Source organism: Bartonella sp. CM120XJJH (assembly GCF_042194715.1).
Taxonomy (GTDB): domain Bacteria; phylum Pseudomonadota; class Alphaproteobacteria; order Rhizobiales; family Rhizobiaceae; genus Bartonella.
This window is the reverse complement of the sequence record NZ_JBHINE010000003.1, coordinates 153800-175784: the sequence shown is the minus strand read 5'-3', so window position 1 is coordinate 175784 and position 21985 is coordinate 153800. Positions and strand designations below refer to the sequence as shown.

The 21985-nt window shown below is 37.3% G+C and carries 14 protein-coding genes; 5 read left to right on the top strand and 9 right to left on the bottom strand.

The window, feature by feature from the left end:
* Window positions 1-69: 69 nt before the first annotated feature.
* The 5 genes from ACFIKU_RS02550 to ACFIKU_RS02530 all read left to right on the top strand — a co-directional run bounded on the left by ACFIKU_RS02550 (window position 70) and on the right by ACFIKU_RS02530 (window position 8406).
* Entirely contained in the window at window positions 70-1101 is a 1032-nt protein-coding gene (locus ACFIKU_RS02550; protein ID WP_375656586.1) for an AAA family ATPase, read from the top strand.
* The gene (locus ACFIKU_RS02545; protein ID WP_375642250.1) at window positions 1102-2013 is read left to right on the top strand and encodes a DUF58 domain-containing protein; all 912 of its coding nucleotides are present in this window, start codon (window positions 1102-1104) and stop codon (window positions 2011-2013) included.
* The gene (locus ACFIKU_RS02540) at window positions 2010-4808 is read left to right on the top strand and encodes a DUF4159 domain-containing protein (RefSeq protein ID WP_375656585.1); all 2799 of its coding nucleotides are present in this window, start codon (window positions 2010-2012) and stop codon (window positions 4806-4808) included. Before ACFIKU_RS02545 ends, ACFIKU_RS02540 begins: the two co-directional genes overlap by 4 nt.
* Window positions 4805-6901, top strand: coding sequence for a glutamine amidotransferase (locus ACFIKU_RS02535; protein ID WP_375656584.1), 2097 nt, complete (start codon window positions 4805-4807; stop codon window positions 6899-6901). The genes ACFIKU_RS02540 and ACFIKU_RS02535 overlap by 4 nt, the downstream gene beginning before the upstream one ends.
* Before the next feature lie 620 nt (window positions 6902-7521).
* Window positions 7522-8406, top strand: coding sequence for a metallophosphoesterase family protein (locus ACFIKU_RS02530; protein ID WP_375656583.1), 885 nt, complete (start codon window positions 7522-7524; stop codon window positions 8404-8406).
* 1428 nt (window positions 8407-9834) lie between these two features.
* Here ACFIKU_RS02530 and ACFIKU_RS02525 read toward each other — a convergent pair.
* From ACFIKU_RS02525 to ACFIKU_RS02485, 9 genes are all read right to left on the bottom strand, one after another.
* The gene (locus tag ACFIKU_RS02525) at window positions 9835-10659 is read right to left on the bottom strand and encodes an outer membrane protein (protein ID WP_375642254.1); all 825 of its coding nucleotides are present in this window, start codon (window positions 10657-10659) and stop codon (window positions 9835-9837) included.
* A 454-nt stretch (window positions 10660-11113) separates the two neighbouring features.
* Complete coding sequence (locus ACFIKU_RS02520; protein WP_375656582.1) at window positions 11114-14059, bottom strand: bifunctional [glutamine synthetase] adenylyltransferase/[glutamine synthetase]-adenylyl-L-tyrosine phosphorylase; 2946 nt, start codon at window positions 14057-14059, stop codon at window positions 11114-11116.
* Window positions 14060-14136: 77 nt separating this feature from the next.
* Window positions 14137-15519: an ATP-binding protein gene (locus tag ACFIKU_RS02515; RefSeq protein WP_375642256.1), complete on the bottom strand. Its 1383-nt coding sequence runs from the start codon at window positions 15517-15519 to the stop codon at window positions 14137-14139.
* Window positions 15516-16202, bottom strand: coding sequence for a winged helix-turn-helix domain-containing protein (locus ACFIKU_RS02510; RefSeq protein WP_375642257.1), 687 nt, complete (start codon window positions 16200-16202; stop codon window positions 15516-15518). The genes ACFIKU_RS02515 and ACFIKU_RS02510 overlap by 4 nt, the downstream gene beginning before the upstream one ends.
* 72 nt (window positions 16203-16274) lie before the next feature.
* Complete coding sequence (locus ACFIKU_RS02505; RefSeq protein ID WP_375656581.1) at window positions 16275-17786, bottom strand: Do family serine endopeptidase; 1512 nt, start codon at window positions 17784-17786, stop codon at window positions 16275-16277.
* Between the two features lie 227 nt (window positions 17787-18013).
* Complete coding sequence (locus tag ACFIKU_RS02500; RefSeq protein WP_375656580.1) at window positions 18014-18445, bottom strand: cytochrome c-type biogenesis protein CcmH; 432 nt, start codon at window positions 18443-18445, stop codon at window positions 18014-18016.
* Between the two features lies 1 nt (window position 18446).
* Window positions 18447-20426 (bottom strand): heme lyase CcmF/NrfE family subunit, encoded by a 1980-nt coding sequence (locus tag ACFIKU_RS02495; RefSeq protein WP_375656579.1) that lies wholly within the window; start codon window positions 20424-20426, stop codon window positions 18447-18449.
* A gap of 7 nt (window positions 20427-20433) precedes the next feature.
* Window positions 20434-20913: a cytochrome c maturation protein CcmE gene (gene ccmE, locus ACFIKU_RS02490; RefSeq protein ID WP_375642261.1), complete on the bottom strand. Its 480-nt coding sequence runs from the start codon at window positions 20911-20913 to the stop codon at window positions 20434-20436.
* Between the two features lie 77 nt (window positions 20914-20990).
* Window positions 20991-21761, bottom strand: coding sequence for a tetratricopeptide repeat protein (locus ACFIKU_RS02485; RefSeq protein ID WP_375642262.1), 771 nt, complete (start codon window positions 21759-21761; stop codon window positions 20991-20993).
* Window positions 21762-21985 lie beyond the last annotated feature (224 nt).

The following is a 21985-nucleotide window of genomic DNA, read 5'->3' as shown; positions in this document are numbered from 1 at the left end:
AACAATAAGATATCCATTATCATGCAGAGAAAATTACCATTTTTGCGACAAACGCCTTAAGGAAGAAATATGAGTCAACATGATCCATCATCCAATTCTGTCAAAAAGGACAATATCAATCATGAAGCTCAAGTCATTATTGATGATATTGATACGGCACACAAAGAATTGGATATTTTACAACAAGAAATTGACAAAGTTATTTTTGGGCAAAATCAAGTCATCGAATATGCTTTAATCGCTATTTTTGCTGGTGGTCACGCCCTTCTTGTCGGTGCTCCTGGACTTGCAAAAACACGTCTTGTTGAAACATTAGGAACAGTCTTAGGGCTTGATGAAAAACGCATCCAATTTACTCCTGACTTAATGCCATCGGATATTATTGGTTCTGAAATCATGGATTCCGATAAAGACGGTAAACGTTCTTTTCGATACATTCAAGGTCCTATTTTCACGCAACTTCTCATGGCAGATGAAATCAATCGTGCTTCTCCACGGACACAGTCAGCCCTTTTACAAGCTATGCAAGAATATCATGTTACTGTTGCAGGTAACCGTTATGATTTGCCACAACCTTTTCATGTTCTTGCAACGCAAAATCCTCTCGAACAAGAAGGGACCTATCCACTTCCTGAAGCACAACTGGATCGCTTTTTGATGCAAATCGATATTGACTATCCTGACCTCACAACAGAGCGACGGATCATTTTAGAAACAACAAAAGAAAAGAAATTAAATGCAAAACCAATTTTATCCGCCAAAAAATTGCAAAAAATTCAAAATATCGTTCGCAAAATGCCTCTTTCAGAAAATGTGATCGAAGCTATTTTAAAAATTGTCCGCTCAACTCGTCCTCATAAAGACAATAGCCTTGCTAATACTTATGTTTCTTGGGGACCTGGTCCACGGGCATCACAAGCCCTTTCACTTTGTGTTCGCGCCCGTGCTCTTTATTATGGACGCTTAGCCCCCTCGCTTGATGATGTTGAAGCATTGGCCTATCCCGTATTACAACACCGCATGGCTCTTAATTTTTCTGCCCGTGCTGAAGATATAACCGTAAAAGATATTATCAATAACCTTGTGAAAGATGCTCTTTGAATGGCTATTGGCAAAAAAGTTTTACAAAAGCCTCCATTGTCGCTGACAAATGAGCTGCATAAAGATACTGGCAAAATGCCATATTTCCTTTTACAAGCGCGTCATATCGCTAATACACTGATAACCGGATGGCATGGACAACGTAAACGCGGTAATGGGGAAAACTTTTGGCAATTTCGTCCCTATATGGAAGGAGAATCCATTGCCCGCATTGATTGGCGTCGCTCAGCGCGTGATGAAAATACGTATCTCCGCGAACACGAATGGCAAATGACACAAATCGTTTGGCTCTGTCCCGATCAGAGCGCGTCAATGCATTACTGTTCGCGCTTTTCTAAAATCTCTAAAGGTAATCATGCCATTATTCTTACCCTTACCCTAGCATCACTTCTTGCACGCAGTGGCGAACATATTGCTATTCCCAACTTAATGCCCCCCACGATAACATCCAATGTTGTAGAACGAATAGCCTTTGCTTTAGAAAATCATTCAGATGAAAATTCATTTCCGGATTTTTCAACGGTTACACGCTTTTCGCATGTTATTATAATGAGTGATTTTCTCGACTCTCCTGAAAAAATCATCCAACATTTAACCGTTTTAACTACAAAACAGGTGACAGCTCATTTAATTGAAATTTCTGATCCCGCAGAAGAAAGCTTTCCCTACACAGGCCACACAGAGTTTTTTGATCCTGAAACGAAAGAGAAACATGTTTCCACAAAAGCAGAAGATCTTCGTAAGAGCTATTGCAAACTATATCAAGCAAGGCGACAAGAGTTGGTAAATTTTTGCGCACGCCAAGGATGGTCTTATCATGTTAGCACAACGGATCAACCTTTAACAGAGACCATTTTTCATCTTGCAAATACAATGGGCGGCTCTCCATTGCAAAAAAGGAGGGCGCTTTGAGTTTTGCTGCTCCCTTTCTTTTACTAGGGCTTTTGTTCCTACCGGTTATTTGGTGGCTGTTGCGGATAACTCCTCCATCTCCGCGTAAAGAGCTTTTTCCTCCGTTACGCTTCTTACCCAAACCAACTCATCAGCAAGAAACAGCAAAACATACACCTTGGTGGTTGCTCTTGTTGCGTTTAACCATAGCGGCACTTGTTATCATAGCTTTAGCACGCCCCACGTGGAATCAAAAAACAATCAGCTTTTCCGGATCTCAACCCCTTGCACTCATTATTGATAATGGTTGGGCTTCTGTAAAAGAATGGAAAAAGCGCATTTCTACCGCTGAAATGCTCCTTACACAGGCAGAAAAACAGCAAAAAAATATTTACCTTGTTGCAACGGCTGAAAATGATATCTCTAATATAGAGCCCCAACCAGCCAAGATTATAAAACAGAATTTAATGCATTTGCAACCGCGTCCTTGGCCTGTCAACCGTGTGCATGTCTTAAAAAAACTTAGAAAAATAACCAACGGAAAACCTCTTGATATTGCTTATTTAAGTGATGGATTACAAACAAATGAAGATGAGCAAACTTTTGCTTTGCTTGAAGAATTCAAACCTGAAAAATTCTTATGGTATTTGGCGGATATTTCCGATTTAATCGGCATAACATCCCTAGAAAATAATGATGGAAACATGGGCGCGCGTATTATCCGCTCAACAACACACGGCAAAACTTCCGCTACACTCAACCTCTACGATTCAAACAATCAACTTCTTGGTCAATTTACGAAACATTTCTCTGAAGGAGAAACAACAGCTCTTGTCCCTTTTGATGTACCACTTGAACTACGCAATGATATCGCTTGGATAAAAATAAATAATCAAAACCATGCTGCTGCAACCTTCTTGGTAGACAGCCATAACAGGATAAGCCGTGTTGCTCTTCTATCACCCGATACCAATGAAATGGCACAGCCTTTACTTTCTCCATTTTATTACATTATCAAAGCATTACAGGGATATACACAGCTTATAACAGCCGGAGGAAGAGAGCTTTCAACGGATATTGATTATTTGCTTAAACAAAATCCATCTGTTTTCATTATGAGCGACATGGTTAACATGCCTGAAAAAGCAGAAAAAAAACTTTCTGATTTTGTGAATAAAGGGGGAACACTCATCCGCTTTGCAGGAGAAAAACTCAGTAGTGCAGAACATTATGATAGTCTCCTTCCGATACCGCTACGTCAGGGGCAGCGTTTCCTTGGAAGTATTATGTCTTGGACGAAACCACAAAAGCTTGCTCCTTTTGCAAAAAATAGTTTTTTCTTCGATCTTCCTTTTCCAGAAGATGTCTCTGTCTCGCGCCAAATCCTCGCAGAACCAACCCCAGATCTTTTTGAAAAAACGTGGCTTAGCCTTGCGGATGGAACCCCTCTTATTACCGCAGCAAAACGTGGTAAAGGAACCCTCATTCTCATTCATGTTGCTCCTGACCCCACATGGTCTAATCTTCCTCTTTCTGGCTTTTTTGCACAAATGTTGCAAAAACTCATCACATTAGGGTCTAACGAAAACACAAACCTAACACATAGAGAAAAAAGAACAATGGTACAAACCCCGTGGCGAACCATAGCTGCTGACGGACAATTACAAGTACCGCCCTCTGATGTTATTCCACTGGTCTTTGACTCTCAAAATCCACCCCATCCTTCCTATCATACTCCCCCAGGACTTTATGGTATCAAAAACGATTTTTATGCACTCAATCTCTTAACTCATTCGTCGCACTTGATGAAACAATCATCATTGCCAACTTCTCTTAATAAAAGTCCTTTATCTTATGATACAAAAGAAAAAAATCTTATCGGTCTACTTTTAGGATTAGCCGTCTTATTATTCGCCTTTGACAATTTTCTCATTTTATGGATGGGAGATATTTTTTCTTTCATGAAACGGCGTAATATGTTTCTTCTCCCTTTTATAAGTCTTATTGCCTTGTTTTCATATGATCCAACTCTTCATGCACAAACGAAAGAAAATCATCATGATAGTGTACAAGCTGCTGGTGCAACACATCTTGCCTATGTTATAACCAATAATCATGATATTGATACAACAAGTAAAAGTGGTCTAGAAGCGTTAAGTCAATTTATCGCAGAGCGCACAATGCTTACCCTAGGCTCTGTTACAGCACTTGATCTCGATAAAGATGAACTCTCTTTTTATCCTCTTATTTACTGGCCAATTGATGTTAAGAGTCCTATCCCAACCCCCAAAAGCCTTGAAAAAATAAATAACTTTATGAAACATGGAGGAACAATTTTATTTGACACACGCGATCAGATAAAGAGCAATCTTAATCTTGAAGGAGATGCCACTCCAGAAACGCAAAGATTACGAGATATCTTAAAAGAGTTAAATATTCCATCTATTGAGCCCGCATCAACGGATCATGTTGTTGCACGTTCTTTTTATATTATGCCAGATTTTCCTGGTCTCTATCGTGGTTCACCTTTATGGATTGAATCCTCATCAACCAACAAAAAAAATAAAAACTCTCTTGCCAGCGGTGATAATGTAAGTTCTCTTCTCATCACTGCCAATAACTTTGCCGGTGCGTGGGCACTCGATGAAAAAGGAACATGGAAATATCCCCTTGTGCCCAATGATCCAATGCAACGTCTATGGGCATTTCGTGCAGGTTTAAATATTGTCCTTTATGTTCTTACAGGAAACTATAAAGCGGACCAAGTTCATGTTCCAGCACTCTTGGAACGCTTTAAAAGAGAAAGAAGGCAATGATATCATTTTTCACTTTTCAGCCTTTTTTACCACTCATTTGGATTCTATTCTTAAGTGGAATATCGATGCTTTTTGTCGTTGTTGGTCTTGTTACGCAACGTCAGGGTTCTTTATTTCGTCTGATGGCATTAAGCGCCCTCATCCTTGCTTTGCTGAATCCAATGGTCATAAGAGAGCAGCGCGAACCACTTAAAAGCACTGTAGGAATTGTCATTGATCGTAGCAAAAGCCAAACATTTGGAACACGTACAAACGACAGTGATGTAGCGCGCGCGCAATTAACTCAAGCATTGGCGCATTATCCACAATTTGAACCACGCTTTATTGAAGCTGGAAAACTTGCTGATAATCAGTATGCGCCCTCAACGAATTTGTTTGAGGCTTTAACACAAGCAGTATCTGATGTACCGCTCTCTCGTTATGCAGGAACCATTTTTATCACCGATGGACAAGTGCATGACATTCCGGACCTATCAGACCTTCATCATGAAGCGCCTCTCAATGCTCTGATTACAGGACACTCAGATGAATTTGATCGCCAAATCAAGTTTATTTCTCCTCCACGCTTTGCCCTTGTCAACAAACCACAAATGCTCTCCATTTTAGTAGAAGATAAAGGCCCCGACAAAAAAACAATACCGCAGAAAGCGAATATTACACTAAGCGTCAATGGAGAAGACATTGGCCATTATTCTGTGACTCCTGGCGTGATTTTTCAAACTGAAATTACCCTTCCTCATGCTGAAAAAAATATTATCCAAGTGATAACCGATCCACACAAAGGTGAACTAAGCTTTGAAAACAACCGCGCCATAACAATCATTGAAGGAATCAGAGAAAATTTACGCGTTCTTCTTATTTCAGGTGCTCCTTATAATGGAGAACGGACATGGCGAGACCTTTTGAAAGGTGACTCTAATATTGATCTTGTTCACTTTACTATTTTGCGTCCCCCCACCAAAGCAGATAATACGCCTTCAAGCCAATTATCCTTAGTGGTCTTTCCCACAAGAAAACTCTTTGTTGAAGAAATTAATAACTTTGATCTCATCATCCTTGATGGCTACCAGCACTCTACTGTTCTCCCCTTAATCTATTATGATTATATAGCCCAATATGTACAAAAGGGTGGTGCATTGTTGATGATAACAGGACCTGAATTTACCCAAAAAAACTCACTTGCAAAAACACCTTTAATAAGCATTCTACCGGCATTGCCCAATGGGACTATTATTGAAAAACCTTTTCGCCCCACGTTAACCAAAGAAGGTGAGCGCCATCCTGTCACAAAAGGTCTTGCAACACGTAACCTTCCCGCTTCTCAATGGGGGCAATGGTTGCGACAAATTGCTATTCAAAACATAAATAACGGAATCGCCCTCATGAAAGGAGCCGATGAACAACCACTTTTACTTCTTTCGCATGTTGATAAAGGACGTGTAGGCATGTTGCTCTCCGATGAAAGTTGGCTTTGGGCACGAGGTTTCGAAGGCGGCGGTCCTTATGCAGCTCTTTATCGTCGTATTGCCCATTGGCTCATGAAAGAACCAGAACTTGAGGAAGAAAAATTAAGTGCGACCAGCAGTCATCATCATTTAACAATTCGCCGCCAAACTCTAAAAGACCATCCAGAACCCGCTGAAATAACCTTTCCATCTGGAAAAAAAGAAAATATCACTCTCTCCAAAGAGCAAGAAGGTCTCTTCAGCGCAACTGTGACCACTGATGAAACAGGGATTTTTACCATTAAAAACGGCGATTTAACAATACTTTCTTCTGTAGGGATGCTCGATAATCTTGAATCGTTTGACTTAATTTCAACACAAGAAAAACTAGCCCCCATTATTAAGCACACCGGTGGTTACATCGGACGGTTACATCCTGAGGGAAAAGAAAACATTCATCTTCCTCCATTCAAGCTAATTCAATCAAAAATAAGCCCGACCTCTTCCCTAGCACATTCAATTGTTCTAAAAGAAGCGACAGAAACCCGTTTAATTAATACCTTTTATTTTTCGATATTTTCTGGTTTTTTGGCACTACTTGCTTGCCTTTTACTGTTGAGTAGCATGTGGTATCGTGAAAGCCGTTGAAAAATCTGAGATTTCGTATAATAGTTTTAAAATTCAGCTTATCTTTTTGTGTGTTTTCTTGTCTTTTACAATTAGATAAAAACATTGATCTATAATGATAATTTATCATTATAGTCATATTGAGTCATTATTCCCTGTAGAATTTTGCTTCTTTGTAATACTTTCTATATTAAATTAATTAAAATCGCTCTCTTGCACATCATGAAAAGAGGTGCTGTATGGATAGAAACCATTGAAGAAAAGAATGAAATACCTCTTATGAATTCTCTTAAAGCAAGGATTTTCATAAAATTGAGGGAAATAGTATGATGTTTTTTATTTGCACCTTGTATAAGCGTAAAGATAGTAGTGTACAGTAAGCCCTATATACTTCACAGAAGCTTTTCATATAGCATCGAGTACCGTCGTGAAATTATCTCAAACGCATTGAGAAATGTTTTTTTACAAATATGTGAATGTACAACACAATGATATTTTATTAGGGATATTCTATTTGGAACATTCAGCTTGAGATGTTCTTTTTTGCAAGCTAATTTTCATTTTACAATCTTTCTTGCCTTTAAGCACTAACTTATCTTATGTTTATTCTTTAAATCGTTTTTAATACTCTACGAGCTTTTATGTTTTATCTTGCCCATATATCGGATGTACATCTTTCCCCTCTCCCGCAACCTTCCCTCTTCGAACTTTCTGGGAAGCGTCTTACCGGTTATATAAATTGGCAAAAAAAACGTAAGAGTCAGATGGCAACAGATGTCCTAGAAATTTTAATAGATGCCTTGAACAAAAAAAAACCTGATCATCTTGTGATCTCTGGTGATCTTGTGAATCTTGCTCTCGATAAGGAATTTGAACAAGCATATCGTTGGCTATTTAACTTAGGACAACCTCAAGATATTTCCTTGACATTTGGAAATCATGACGCTTATGTCCGCGGCGCTTTCCAAAAAGCATGCACTCTCTTTAAACCTTGGATCACAGGTGACGTCCCTCAAAAAAGCGCCTTTCCTTATATGCGCATTCGCAAAGATGTTGCCATCATAGCAGCTTCTTCAGCCATTGCGACACCACCTTTTCAAGCTTCTGGTTATTTTGGTAAAATGCAAGCGCAAACTTTACCGCTCTTTTTAAAGGAAGCAGCACAGCGCAACCTTTTTCGTGTCGTCATGATTCACCACCCCCCCTTTCCCAAGGCAACGTCTTGGCATAAAAAACTATGGGATATAAAACGTTTTCTAGACATTATCAAATATCACGGTTGCGAACTTATTCTTCACGGACATACTCATTTACCCACATTGAATTACATTGAAGGACCAATTAAAAAAATTCCTATTGTTGGTGTTCCTTCCGCATCACAAGCTTTTGGTGATAAAAAACCACCCGCAGGCTTTAATTTATTTTCCATTGAACGCTTACAAAATCAATGGCACTGCCAATTGCAACGTTATAGCATTATCAACCCCAAAAACGAGATTGCATGTACTGAAACAATCAATCTTTAAACACCTTCATAGTTGCCAAAAAAAACAAAAAAGAAAATATTTTTATTTCACATCCCTTTGGAAATCATAATTCTTATTTCCTTTTTTCTCCTTAAAAGACAAAGTTTTACCTTCTCTATCGATAAATCAATTTCTCTCAGAGAGTTCCATCTGCTACTCCACTTATGTGACTGGCTTTTTACAAACTTATTGGTTTTCTTCCTTCCCGCCCTAAAGGACGAAAATTCTACCACATCTGATTTATAAGTAATTCGGATTCTTGTCGAATGAGTTTCACCTGCTGATCGCGCATGTGATTTATTTCACAATAACTCTACAAATAAACCCTGCTTTAAATTTCATCATACACTCCTCCAAAAGCATCTGATGCATAAAATCCTTATACCACTCTAGTTATGATATTTTATAGAATAATAGAGAAGCTCATTCAGCTTCTATCCCTGAAAATAGATGACTAAAAAAGCCCAATAATAACTAAAGTATATAATTTTAATAACCCAATCTACTTGTGATTCATAAACAAATGATGTTGATTGATTTATCGTAAATAGATTTGAAATGATCCACTACTATTTCACTCGACATTTATTATCGTACATTTAAAAAAATATAAAAAATAATAGATTCTATTTCGATAACAGACATAGGTAATAATGTTTTTTATGTCTCGGATAAATTCCTAATTTGCTATCTATTTTTTTCCTATAAATCACTAATACTCTTTATAATTATTTTATTATTTATAATATCACATAAAATATCTAATAATAAAAATTATAATATGAATTTCTTTTATTATTATTGAGTTATATTGCGGATGTAATTTTACGTGCTTTAGAGTTTTTTTTGTTATTAAATAAAATATTTTACGATAACGCAAAACAGAAAAGTCGATTGTATGATAGGTATTTCACATAAAACAAAACGCCATTAAGTTGCTAATTCATGTGTTGGTTTTAAAAAGCATCTTTTACAGCACCCAAATCCATTTCCCGACGGCACCTATAAATGATGTAATGATAAGTCAATTTAGCAGCACCATCTTTACGTTTATGAAAAAGCAAGCTAGTACTAAAATCTCATACTGTGCCAATCCCCAATGTAGCGACAGCCTTTAGCACTTGAGATGGTTCATAAAAAGCATTTTTATTCTTTCTTTAATGTTTTTATCTCACAGCTCTCCCTCCTTTTGACGTGCAAAAGACGCGGTTCTGATTGGTTCAACATGGTATAGGCTTAAAATGAGAAAATCTTATGATACTTGGGTCTCTCACTCAACATAAAAAAAGTAAATTATATTTACAAATCAAAGTGTTGTTCGAATAAAATAGTAGCTCTTTTGAGTGAAGAATATTTTCCAGCATATATCTGAAAAATAAAAGCCTCATTCGAAAATGAGACCTTTGAATTGCCTAATTCTGCAAAAAATTAAAATTTATAAGCTACACCCACGCGGAAATCATTTGTCTTGTAGCCCATTTCAAATTTATCATGCACGAACTTCTTTTTACCAAAATCTGAATAACGGTATTCTGCACGCACAATAACATGATCAGTCATTGCAAAATCAACACCGCCTCCGAGGGTATAACCAATCATGGTCTTTTTTTCATCATGCAACCAATCAGAAGAATCAACCTCTCCACTTTTGCTATCAGCAACTAATCCAAAAATATTCTGAAGCTGCGTATAAGCAATCCCTCCAGAAACATAAGGCATCACACGCTCAATCGCAAAACCAACTCTCACCCGCGTAGCACCAGCCCATTTTTGTTTTAAAGTATGACGTACAGCTTTAATAGGTGTTATCGGATCCTCCTCATGCAAATCTCTTGTTAGGCTTGTTTCTTCTATAGGTTTTGGTTTTTCTTCCGTTGGACTTTTTTTCGGTAGAGCGACATCTTTAGAATCCTTTTTCCCAGACCACATAATATCTGTATCAATACCTATAATAAAACTATTATCGATATCAATATTGGAACCTGCGTAAACTCCCCCAATAAAACCAGAAAGTTTAGGTAAATTCTCCTTTCCAACTGGATTCCATATCCTTGTCTCATCTTTTAAATAACTTGCAGTTGTTTTACCTGAAAAGTTACCAATCTGTCCTCCAAGATAAAATCCTGTCCAAGAAAAAGCATGCCCTGCAATAACAGGAACAGGCTGTTCAGGAATAACAATATCCGACGCCTGTACTACAGAAATTGAAATTAAAGAAAATATAGATGTTGAGACTAAATACTTTGTAATCATAATTGCTCCCCTAAAGCTAATGTGATACATAAATAATAATAAATCGTTTCACACTTTTTTCAAAAAATCTATAGCAAAAATGATACAGTTTAAAAATTTAAATTAGTTTTAAATAAATAATATTTAAATATTATTTACAATCTCCTAAAACTATTAATCTATACTAGCTTTTATAGCTTCATATTGATCATTATTATCTAGAATTATATAAATAATTATAATGTCAGTTTTTTTTGAAAAAATGAGATAAGGCTCATAAAGAATATGATTCACAAAATTAATCACTCATCGCTTTTTATATAAAGAATGACACCTAGAATAGAGATTTTTCATCACACTTGAGAAACCAGTAGAGAACTTCACTCTAACTCTCTCAAGCGTGTAATGAAATAAAAGACAAAAATTAATATATAAAAATGGAATTAATAATTTTTATTATTCTTATAAAATTATTTTAATGTTTCATGATTTTTGTAAAAACTGAACAGACCAATTGCCCAGTTTCTGCAATTAATTTTTCAACACGAAGCAAATCAGGTTCCCCAACACTATTTAACAAAAGGTCACTTAATCCAGGTGGCATGTCATTGGGATCAAGAGAATCATTTAAGCAAAGCCGTATAATTTGACTCAAATTTGTATAAAGACAATAAGCATAACGTAAATCAGCAATACATGACTGATTAAGAAAACTGTTTGGTAAGTGATCTAAAATATCCGCTGTCGTCGCTCCAATTTGAAACTCAATGACATGCGTAATAAGAGAAAATTGAGCAATAAACTCCAAATCCATAATGCCACCGGACATCGTTTTTAAATCCCATTGATTTTTTGGCGGCTTTTCTTTTGAAATCAAGGAACGCATTTCACATACTTCTTTTGCAACTTCCTTCTTATCACGAGAAATAGCAATAATTGCACACACTTCATTTTCTATCTTTTGTAAAAAATCAGGATCTCCTGCAATGCCTCGAGCCCTTGTTAAAGCAAGATATTCCCATATCCATGCTTCTTGGCGATAATATTTTTTAAAAAATGGAAAAGAAACAGCAACAGGTCCTTTATTGCCTAACGGCCGTAACCTTAAATCAACAACATAAAGAACACCTTGGCTTGTAAGAGTGGATAAAGCAGAAACGAGGCGCTGTGCTAAACGCGTATAATATTGAGAGATATAAAGAGGCTTTTCTCCATCAGATATTTCTGCGTCATCATCGTGCTCGTAAAGAAAAACGAGGTCAACATCGGAATCTGCCGTTAATTCGCGACTTCCAAGCTTTCCCATACCCAATATGCCAACACGCCCCCCTTTAACACTACCATGAAGACGAGAAAATTCCTCTTGGACGGCAGCAAGTGTTTTTTTTATCATAAGATCAGCAAGCGCAGTAAAAGCAAAACCCGCTCTTTCTCCTGTAATTGCACCATTCAAAATTCGAATGCCAATCAAAAAACGTTGTTCATCTGCAAAAATTCTTAAATGGTCGAGAATTTCCTCATAAGGAAGAACATTTTCAAGAAAATATTCAAGCCGTTTTTCTAAATACGTTTTTGTTGGTAATTCTGAAAGAATATTCGGATCTAACATTCCATCAAAAACATGGGATCTGCGTGTAATAATTTCTGCAAGACGTGGAGCAGCACCCATGATCAGGACAAGCATATCCAAAAGAGAGGGATTAGATTGCAAAAGACTAAAAAGCTGAATTCCTGAAGGTAAGCCCTGTAAAAAACTATCAAAACGCAACATCGCCTCATCAGCTCGTTTTGTCCCACCAAAAGCTTTCAAAAGAGCCGGTGTTAATTCCGTTAATCTCTCGCGTGCTTCGGCTGATTGCGTTGCTTTATAACGACCACAATGTAGAGTGCGCATAATGCGACAAATATCACTTGCTCTTTCAAAGCCTAAACGACTTAACGTTATTAATGTCTCCGGATCATCTTCTTCACCTGTAAAAACTAAATTACCAATTTCTAAACCAAGCTCTTGCTCATTCTCAAACAGTGCTGCATAATGTTTTTCAACAACCTGAAGTGTTTTTAATAAATCACGGATAAAGCTGCTACTGTCTCGATAACCCATTAAATAGGCAACACTCGTAAATTGAGCAATATCATTTGGAAGAAGATGTGTTTGTTCATCGAAAAGCATTTGAATACGATGCTCCACATTTCGAAGAAACGCATAACTTTTTATAAGGCTATTTTTCGTTTTCTCACTGATCCAACCAAGCGTGTGAAGTTCTGCTAACATTGTAACTGTTTGACGTCCACGTAATTGAGGAAAACGCCCACCAGCAATGAGCTGTTGTGTCTGAACAAAAAACTCAATCTCACGAATACCACCACGACCTAACTTTATATTATGCCCATAAGCTGCAATTTGACCGTAATTTTTATGTGCATGAATTTGACGTTTGATCGAATGAATATCAGCAATAGCAGCGTAATCTAAATATTTCCGCCACACATAGGGAAAAAGCTCTTTAAGAAAGTTAAAACCTGCCCTCTTATCGCCAGCAACTGGACGTGCTTTAATCATGGCTGCTCGTTCCCAATTTTGTCCACGCCCTTCGTAATACCGTAAGGCAGTCCTTACTGGTAAGGCTAAAGGGGTTGATCCTGGATCTGGACGAAGCCGAAAATCAAGACGAAAAACATATCCTTCCGCAGTGCGTTCTTGAATGATACGGATTAATCGGCGTACCATTTTAGAAAATACGTCAACACTTTCAGAAAGATTACCAATATGAGGTGATGCTTCATCAATGAAAACAATAAGATCAATATCAGAAGAATAATTAAGTTCCCCTGCTCCTAACTTTCCCATTCCTAAAATAATTAAACCACAGTCTTTTTCTGGATTCTCACGGCTTAATAAATTGATCTTACCATGATCATGCGCTTCTCTTAATAGAAAACGTAGCGCTACACTTAATGCTGCTTCGCCCAAACGTGTCAACCAAGCACATGAAACTTCGTAAGTAAAAATACCACTCAAATCAGCTAAAGCAATGAGAACATGCGCTTCTCGTTTTTTGCGCCTCAAAGCAGCCATCAATGAAGTTTCATTTATAGTTTCATCCTTATCAATAGCCGTAATATCATCTATAATTTCGCTCAGCCTTGTTTCTATATCAACATTCAATAAAGCATTAAGATATGATGGATTGGCAATTAAAACCTCACGCAAAAAAGGAGATAAGGTCATAATCGAACGGATAAAATCAATCTGCGTTCCACTCTCTAAAATAAGGGAAACAAGCGATTCTAAACCTTCTTTTCTTGCTTGTTCTTCCAAGTCTTTTAACCATTGGAAACCACTTTCATCGAGAGGGCATAAAGGGAGAAGCTGTGTTTTTAAAAAAGCTTGTTTCGTCTGCGCTCCCTTGAAAAGCATTTTGCTTTCCTTTCTATTGCTTTATACTTTTAAAACAGTTGTTACGTATGAAAAGAGAAAAGTGAAGAAAAATATCTTTAAGGAAATAACAAAACAGCCCTAAGCCCTGGATTTGCATTTTCAAGTAACAACTCACCCCCGTGAAGCTTCATAACTGCTTTTGCTATACTTAAACCAATTCCAAACCCAGGTTGTGTGCGGCTTTCTTCAAGACGAACAAAGCGTTCTGTCACTTTTTCACGTTTATCCTCTGCTATTCCTGGTCCATTATCGCTCACAACAACTAATAAATGTTCATCACGATATTCCATTGATAAGCAAACTTCTGCTTTCCTTTCACCTTTAGACGCATATTTAATGGCATTATCTATAAGGTTAAAAATTGATTGTGCAACAAGCTCACGATTTAACTTAAGCTCTTTATCAAATATATTGCCCAACCGAAGTAAAACACCTGACTCTTCAGCAAAAGGTTCGTAAATCTCAACAGCATCTTCAAGGATCAGTTTCATATTCATCATTTCAAGATGCTCAATTGCACTGCTGGCCTCAATACGTGAAATCATTAAAATCGCATTGAACGTACAAATAAGTTGATCTGACTCTGCAATAACCCTATCAAGGACCTGACGATATTCAAGCTTTGTCTTATTTCCTGAAAGCGCCTCTTCAGCGCGATTTCTAAGACGCGTTAACGGCGTTTTCAGATCATGAGCAATATTATCTGATACTTGACGTAGACCAATATTTAACTCTTCAATGCGGTCTAACATAACATTAAGATTAGTTGACAATCGATCAAACTCATCCCCTACTCCAGAAACAGGTAACCGCCCACTGAAATCACCGTCCATCAAGCGTTGTGATGCAGCTGTTACATGATCAATCCTTTGTAAAGCTCTCCTGCCAACAAAAAACCATATGAGTAAAGCACCTCCAACCATTGCAGCAAGTGCAATGATCACAGCTTTACGAATAACAATTGCAAAACGTTCTGGCTCATCCAAATCGCGTCCTATAAGAATCTTCATAGCATTAGGTAAATCAACAATAACCGCCAAAGCGCGATGTTCACTTGTCTTGCCATGTTCTCCAAAACGAGAATACAAAAAAGAGGTAGAAATAAAACCACTCTGATTCAAAAGACCTAATTCAATACGTGCTACATTTCCTGCTAAAATACGCCCCATAGAATCCGTAACAAGATAAAGAAATGCTCCTGGTTGTCTTGAACGATAATCAATAGTGCGCATTAATAAGGATAATCCCCCATAATTATAAGCATTTTCAATATACTTTAATTCTTCATGTAAAGCTTGTTCAGTTTGCTCTGTTAACAATGAAGCAGAAAATTCCGTCATATAAATAGAAAGTCCTGTTGCCACCAACCCAAACAATAAAATGTAAAGTGCTGAAAGCCTTAGCGCCGTCGTGCGCATTATATTAATCAAACGACTCATGCTTTGCTATCTGGTGCTTTCAGCATATACCCAGCTCCACGCACGGTATGGAGAAGGGGAACATCAAAATCTTTTTCAATTTTGGCTCTCAAACGGGAGATATGGACATCAATAACATTCGTTTGTGGATCAAAATGGTAATCCCAAACGTTTTCCAAAAGCATAGTGCGTGTAACAACCTGCCCCGCATAGCGCATCAAATATTCAAGTAAACGAAACTCTCGTGGTTGCAATAGAATGTTTCTATCACCCCGTTTTACCGTATGTGCTAGCCGATCAAGCTCAAGATTACCTACACAATAAACAGTTTCTGCTTCCTTAGGATTTTTCCGCCGTTGTAAAACTTCAACACGCGCAAGAAGTTCAGAAAAAGCATAAGGCTTTGTCAAATAATCATCTCCGCCTGCACGCAACCCCGTTACACGATCATTGACTTGCCCTAAAGCAGACAGAATAAGAACCGGTGTTTCATTGCCTTTAGCGCGCAATTCAGCAATAATAGAAAGACCATCACGATGCAAAAGCATTCGGTCAATAACCATAACGTCATAATTTTCCGTGGTCGCTAAAGTATATCCCGTATCCCCATCATAAGCAACATCAACAGAATGCCCTACTTCCAAAAAAGCTTTTTCGAGATAATGCCCCGTCTCATGATCATCTTCAATAACGAGTATCTTCATAAAACGTATCTCCATTATTTTATTATGTTGTAGGACAAATATTTAATAAACATTTGTCCTACAATTAAAACCTTATTTTTTGAAAATCGGAAGAGCGACAAAACGATTTTGATCATTTGTTCGCACTTGTAAGAGTATAGCCTTTCGTCCTAACTGCTGAGCATTTTTGATTGTACTAATAATATCAGAGACTCGTTTAACCGGTTTATTATTTACTGTCACAATGATATCACCAGGGCGTATCCCTTTATCTGCAGCATCTGAATCGGTATCGACATCCGTTACGACAACCCCTATACCATCATCAGAAGGCATAACAATCAGACCATAATCTTCCAATGTTTCATCTACATCACCCTCTCCATTTGAATATTTTGAAGCCTCTTTCTTACTTTCATCTTCAGACATTGAAGCGAGTTTAACCTTGATACTCTCCTCCTTACCTGATCTCCAAATCCCTATGGTTACCGTTTCTCCTGGTTTAATATTTGCAATACGTTTGGCCAGCTCACGCGCATCAGCAACCTTTTCATTATTCACTGAAATAATTACATCACCCGCTTTAATACCAGCCTTTTCTGCCGGTCCTTTTAACGGATCAGTAACCAAAGCACCTTTGGCTTCTTTCAAACCTATTGAATCGGAAATCTCCTTTGTTACCGGCTGAATCTGAACGCCTAACCAACCGCGTTGAACTGAACCTTTTTCAATAAGTTGTTGTACAACCTGTTTTACAGTTGCTGCCGGAATAGCAAAAGCAATCCCAACATTTCCTCCAGAAGGAGAAAAAATTGCTGTATTCACCCCAACAACCTTTCCATTAAGATCAAACGTTGGACCACCAGAGTTTCCTCTATTAACAGCAGCATCAATCTGAATAAAATCATCGTACACACCAGTGCCAATATCACGTCCACGTGCAGAAACAATACCTGCTGTCACAGTTCCACCAAGGCCAAATGGATTCCCAATGGCAACAACCCAATCCCCAACACGAAGCTTTGAATCATCGCCAAAATCAACATAAGAAAATTTTCTTTTATCATTCACTTTTAGTACGGCAAGATCGGTTTTGGGGTCTTTCCCAATGAGCTTTGCGTTCAATTCTGTACCATCATCAAGAACAACAGTATAACTTGTTCCGTCAGAAATCACATGATCATTGGTCACAATGTAGCCATCAGACGAAATAAAAAAACCCGATCCAAAAGCAATAGGACGGAGTCTTTGCGATTGGTGGGGAAATTTATTTTTAGGTTTATCAAAATCATAAAACTCTTTAAAAAATCTTTTCAAAGGATGCTGATCTGGTAGTTGATCAAACCCTGGACCACTAAAAAAGTTGCTAAAGAACCTATCTTCTTTCTTTTTATTGCTCTTTACTTGTACTGCTACAACGGCTGGTTTCACTTGAGCAACAATATCGGCAAATCCCTGTTGTTGAATTAACGAGGTAAATACAGAACTTGCATGAGCCTTTGTCATCCACAAGCTTGATGTACATCCACTAAAAAACAGTGCACTTTCCAATATCGCAGAAAAACTCACTGCGACAAATGTTTTAAAGAAAGCCTTTTTAACCATTTACTCTATGCTCCTATTCAATCATACCTTTATTCCAATTCCGATCACTTATAAAATACCAGACCTTACCATTTTCTGTCTAAATTATTAAAGTTTTGTAAGGTTTCTGTATTCCCTAATATAATTACAATAAGATTGTATGCTTATTGCAAGATTGTATGCTTATTGCAGATGATCTGATTTTTTTCTTTTATATAACATCTTTTTTAATGCAATGGCATTTTTGACTATGCTTTTTCATTCACATAACTCATTATTTTCTCATGATTATTTCGTTTGAAGTGGAAAAATATGATAATTGCGCCAATGAGAATAATGATCAAAGGCGAAAACCATAAAAACCAAGTTATTTTATTCAATGGTGGTTTCAAGAGAATAAATTCACCATATCGCTCAACAAGAAAGTCTGTGACTTGCTGATTACTATAGCCCATTTTTAGCCTTTCCCGAATTAAAAGCCGTAAATCACGTGCTAGAGCAGCATCTGAATCATCAATTGATTGATTTTGACAAACCGGACAACGTAAATGCGATGAAATATGGCGTGCTCGCGCTTCAAGAATCTTATCCTTTAAAATCTCATCCGGCTCTACTGCTATCGCTAATCGAAAAGGAAATGCTGCAATTAAAAAAAATACAATCCAAAGATTTTTTTTCATCTCAAAATCTTTTCCAAAAACTTAAAGCAAACAGTACCCTATTGTACATGCCAATGCGAAACCAATATCCCAGAAGAGAAAGACATCCCCCCATAGCCATCATGAATGCCCCTAACCAAATACATATTACATAAGGCTTCCACCATACATGCACAACAAGACCCCGATGATCGGTATGCCCTGGTACAATATATAGCTGTGATAAGCCATAATTTTGAAGACCAACTTCTGTTGTTGATGTATTTTGGCTTGAATAAAATCGCTTTGAGGCTGTTACGTGACCCACAATGTTTTTATTTTCATATATTTTAAAATAAAACTCCATTGCCGAATAATTCGAACCAACACCATCATACACTGCATCAAAATGAAGCGTTTTATCCGCTATCGTCACTCTATCCCCTACGTTCATGATTAAAATACGTTCTTGCCCAAAACTTGCCACACAAACAATACCAAATAATGTAACACCTAATCCCATATGTGCTATTGCTGCACCAAAAGTAGACCATGGCAATCCAAGAAATCTCTTAACGCGTACTGAAAAAGCTCTCTTGCCATATCCACTCTTTCCCCATAGATCCGCTAAACTGCCTAAAAAAACAAACGCTGAAAGCCCAACCCCTAAAACTGCAAAAATATCACGCACAGATGTCGCATAAAATATTATAAAACAGACGATACCAACCAATACAAAAACAAACCATAACCGTTCAAAAACTGCAAGAAAATCACCGCGTTTCCATGCCATCATTGCCCCAAACGGAACAAACAACAACAACAAAATCATTAATGGTCCACAGGTAAGATTAAAAAAAGCAGCCCCTACAGAAATTTTTTGCCCTGTTAATATCTCAATAAAATAAGGATAAAGCGTACCAATCAATACTGTTGCTGTTATTGTTGTAAGTAACAAGTTATTTAAAACAATAAACCCTTCACGTGAAATTGGTTGAAAAAATCTTTCTGTTTTTAAAATAGGGATGCGCAAAGCAAAAAGAAGAAACGCCGCTCCCGTAAAAAAAAATAAAAGCGCAAGAATTGCTTGCCCCCGTGCTGGATCAACAGCAAAACTATGAACAGAAACTAAAAGTCCCGAACGCACAAGAAAAGTCCCCATCAGAGAAAGGGAAAAAGTAAGCAGCGCTAAAAACAAAGTCCAACTTTTCAATATTTCTCGTTTTTCAAGAACAAGAGCAGAATGTAAAAGAGCCGTTCCTGAAAGCCAAGGCATAAACGAAACATTTTCAACAGGATCCCAAAACCAATAGCCCCCCCATCCTAGCTCATAATAAGCCCAATAGGAGCCAACCATAATACCCAATGTCAAAAAACACCAAGAAAGTAAAAGCCACGGACGAATCCCACGCGCCCAAATTCTATCAACATGTCCTATAATCAATGCCGCAACGGCAAAAGAAAAACAAAGTGAAAAACCAACATAACCTAAATAAAGTAGCGGTGGATGAATTGCTAATGCAATATCTTGTAAAAGAGGATTGAGACCATTTCCCTGCAATGCTGGTGGATTCACACGTAAAAATGGATTGGATACAAAAAGAATAAATAAAAGAAAAGCACTTGTAATCCAACTTTGGCTAATTAAAACAAGCGTCTTAAAATCTTCTGGCAAATGTTGTCTAAAAAAGGCCATCAATGCACTAAAAAAAGCAAGACTTAAAACCCATAACAACATAGAGCCTTCGTGGTTGCCCCAAACACCTGTAATTTTATAGAGCATCGGTTTTTCTGAATGAGAATTCTCAACAACATTCAAAACAGAAAAATCAGATACGATATAAGCATAAATTATCACTAAAAAAGATAAAAGCAGTAATGTAAAAGTGATATATGTTAGAGGAATAGCCGTTTGCATTAACAAACGCTCTCTCCACCAAAAACCTAAAGCAGGTAAAAACGCCCCTAATAAGCTTACTGAAAATGCTGCAGCTAAAAAAATATGACCCAGTTCGACAAGCACAATCGAATTATTTCTCCATACTGTAATGTTTTTTCAAACGATCAGCTGTTTCTTTAGGCATATAAGTTTCGTCATGTTTTGCTAAAATACGCGTCCCTATAAAAAAACCCTGTTTATCGAAATGCCCTTCTACAATCACCCCCTGACCTTCACGAAAAAGGTCCGGTAAGGCACCGTTGAAAATCACTTTTTCATGTTTTTTGTTATCCGTTACAAAAAAAATAACACCTCTCTCTCCAACATATCGAACAGTTTCCTTTTCAACAAAGCCACCCAAACGCAAAGGACGCCCCGTTAAAATATCTTCTCTTGTAATTTCAGAGGGCATTCTAAAAAAACTGACCCCATGACGCATTGCATACACTATGAGACTTGCTGCAATTGTCATAACCAAACAACATAATAATATGATCAGTAAGCGCTTTTTTTTTCGCTGCTCTAAAACAACCTTCCATGAGGCAGAATTCTTTAAAGATTGACGATTCATAGATACTCTACGAAAAAATTTTAAATACGTTATAATTAAGTATCAATATTTTATTTTTTAAGAGCTTTGCACATCTTCTACATAGGTGCAAGATTTCTTTTTTCTGTATGCTCACTCGATAAATCACGTAACTGAATCATCATTTTCTTAACACGTGATTGTCCTGAAAAATTTTCAGGCATTGTATCAAGAAAGCTTTGTAAAAATTGCACTGCCTGCGCAGTTTTTCCTGCTTGATGCAATGCATCGGCCAACAATAAACGTGGATAAAAATCTGTTGGCGCTAAATCTGCCGCTTTTTGAAAAGCATTTTGCGCTTCTTGTGTTATCACTCCCCCTTCATAACCAACCAATGCTAAACCGTATCCTACAAGCCTTGGAGCTGTTTCTCCATTCAAACGAAGTGCATCTAAATAAGTATTTACAGCTTCTTGAAACAGGCTTTCTTCGAGATACCCTACCGCTAACGCATCTGCTAGCTTGCCATCATGAGGTGCACGGAAAAAAAGCACTTGTAAACGAATAAGCTTTTCTTGCTTACTGAGAGTTTGAGGATTTTTATCCATCAATTCGCTAAAAAAATAACTTTTCACTTCTGGATTACCTGTCAGCCCATAAATACTCCATGTCATCAGAAGAACAAACAAAATACTCAAAGCCTTAAGAAAATTTCTTTTTTTATAATGCATATAAAGCTTGTTAAACTCAATCGTACGCTTATGGCTTCTATAACCATCTACGGTTTGAACTTTCCATTCTTTCTTTATCTCATCGTCAAAACGTAGTGAAAGAAAAAGAATACTTGCCAGAAAAGTCAGAAAAAATGCTGCAAAAATTAATAAGAGCATATCATGTTTTTCCAATACGCACAGAGAATGACTCGCTTACATTTTACCCTCTTCATGAGAAGAGTGATGTGAATTGATAAAAATTCATTTTTTTATGGAGAATATTATAAACATCTATTATATATAGATATATCAATTAAACAAAGAAACTAAAAACAATGTTTCCCTACTCTTTATGTATTGTCTGAAAATACTGCTTTACAACTTTATAGGCATTTCTTGCT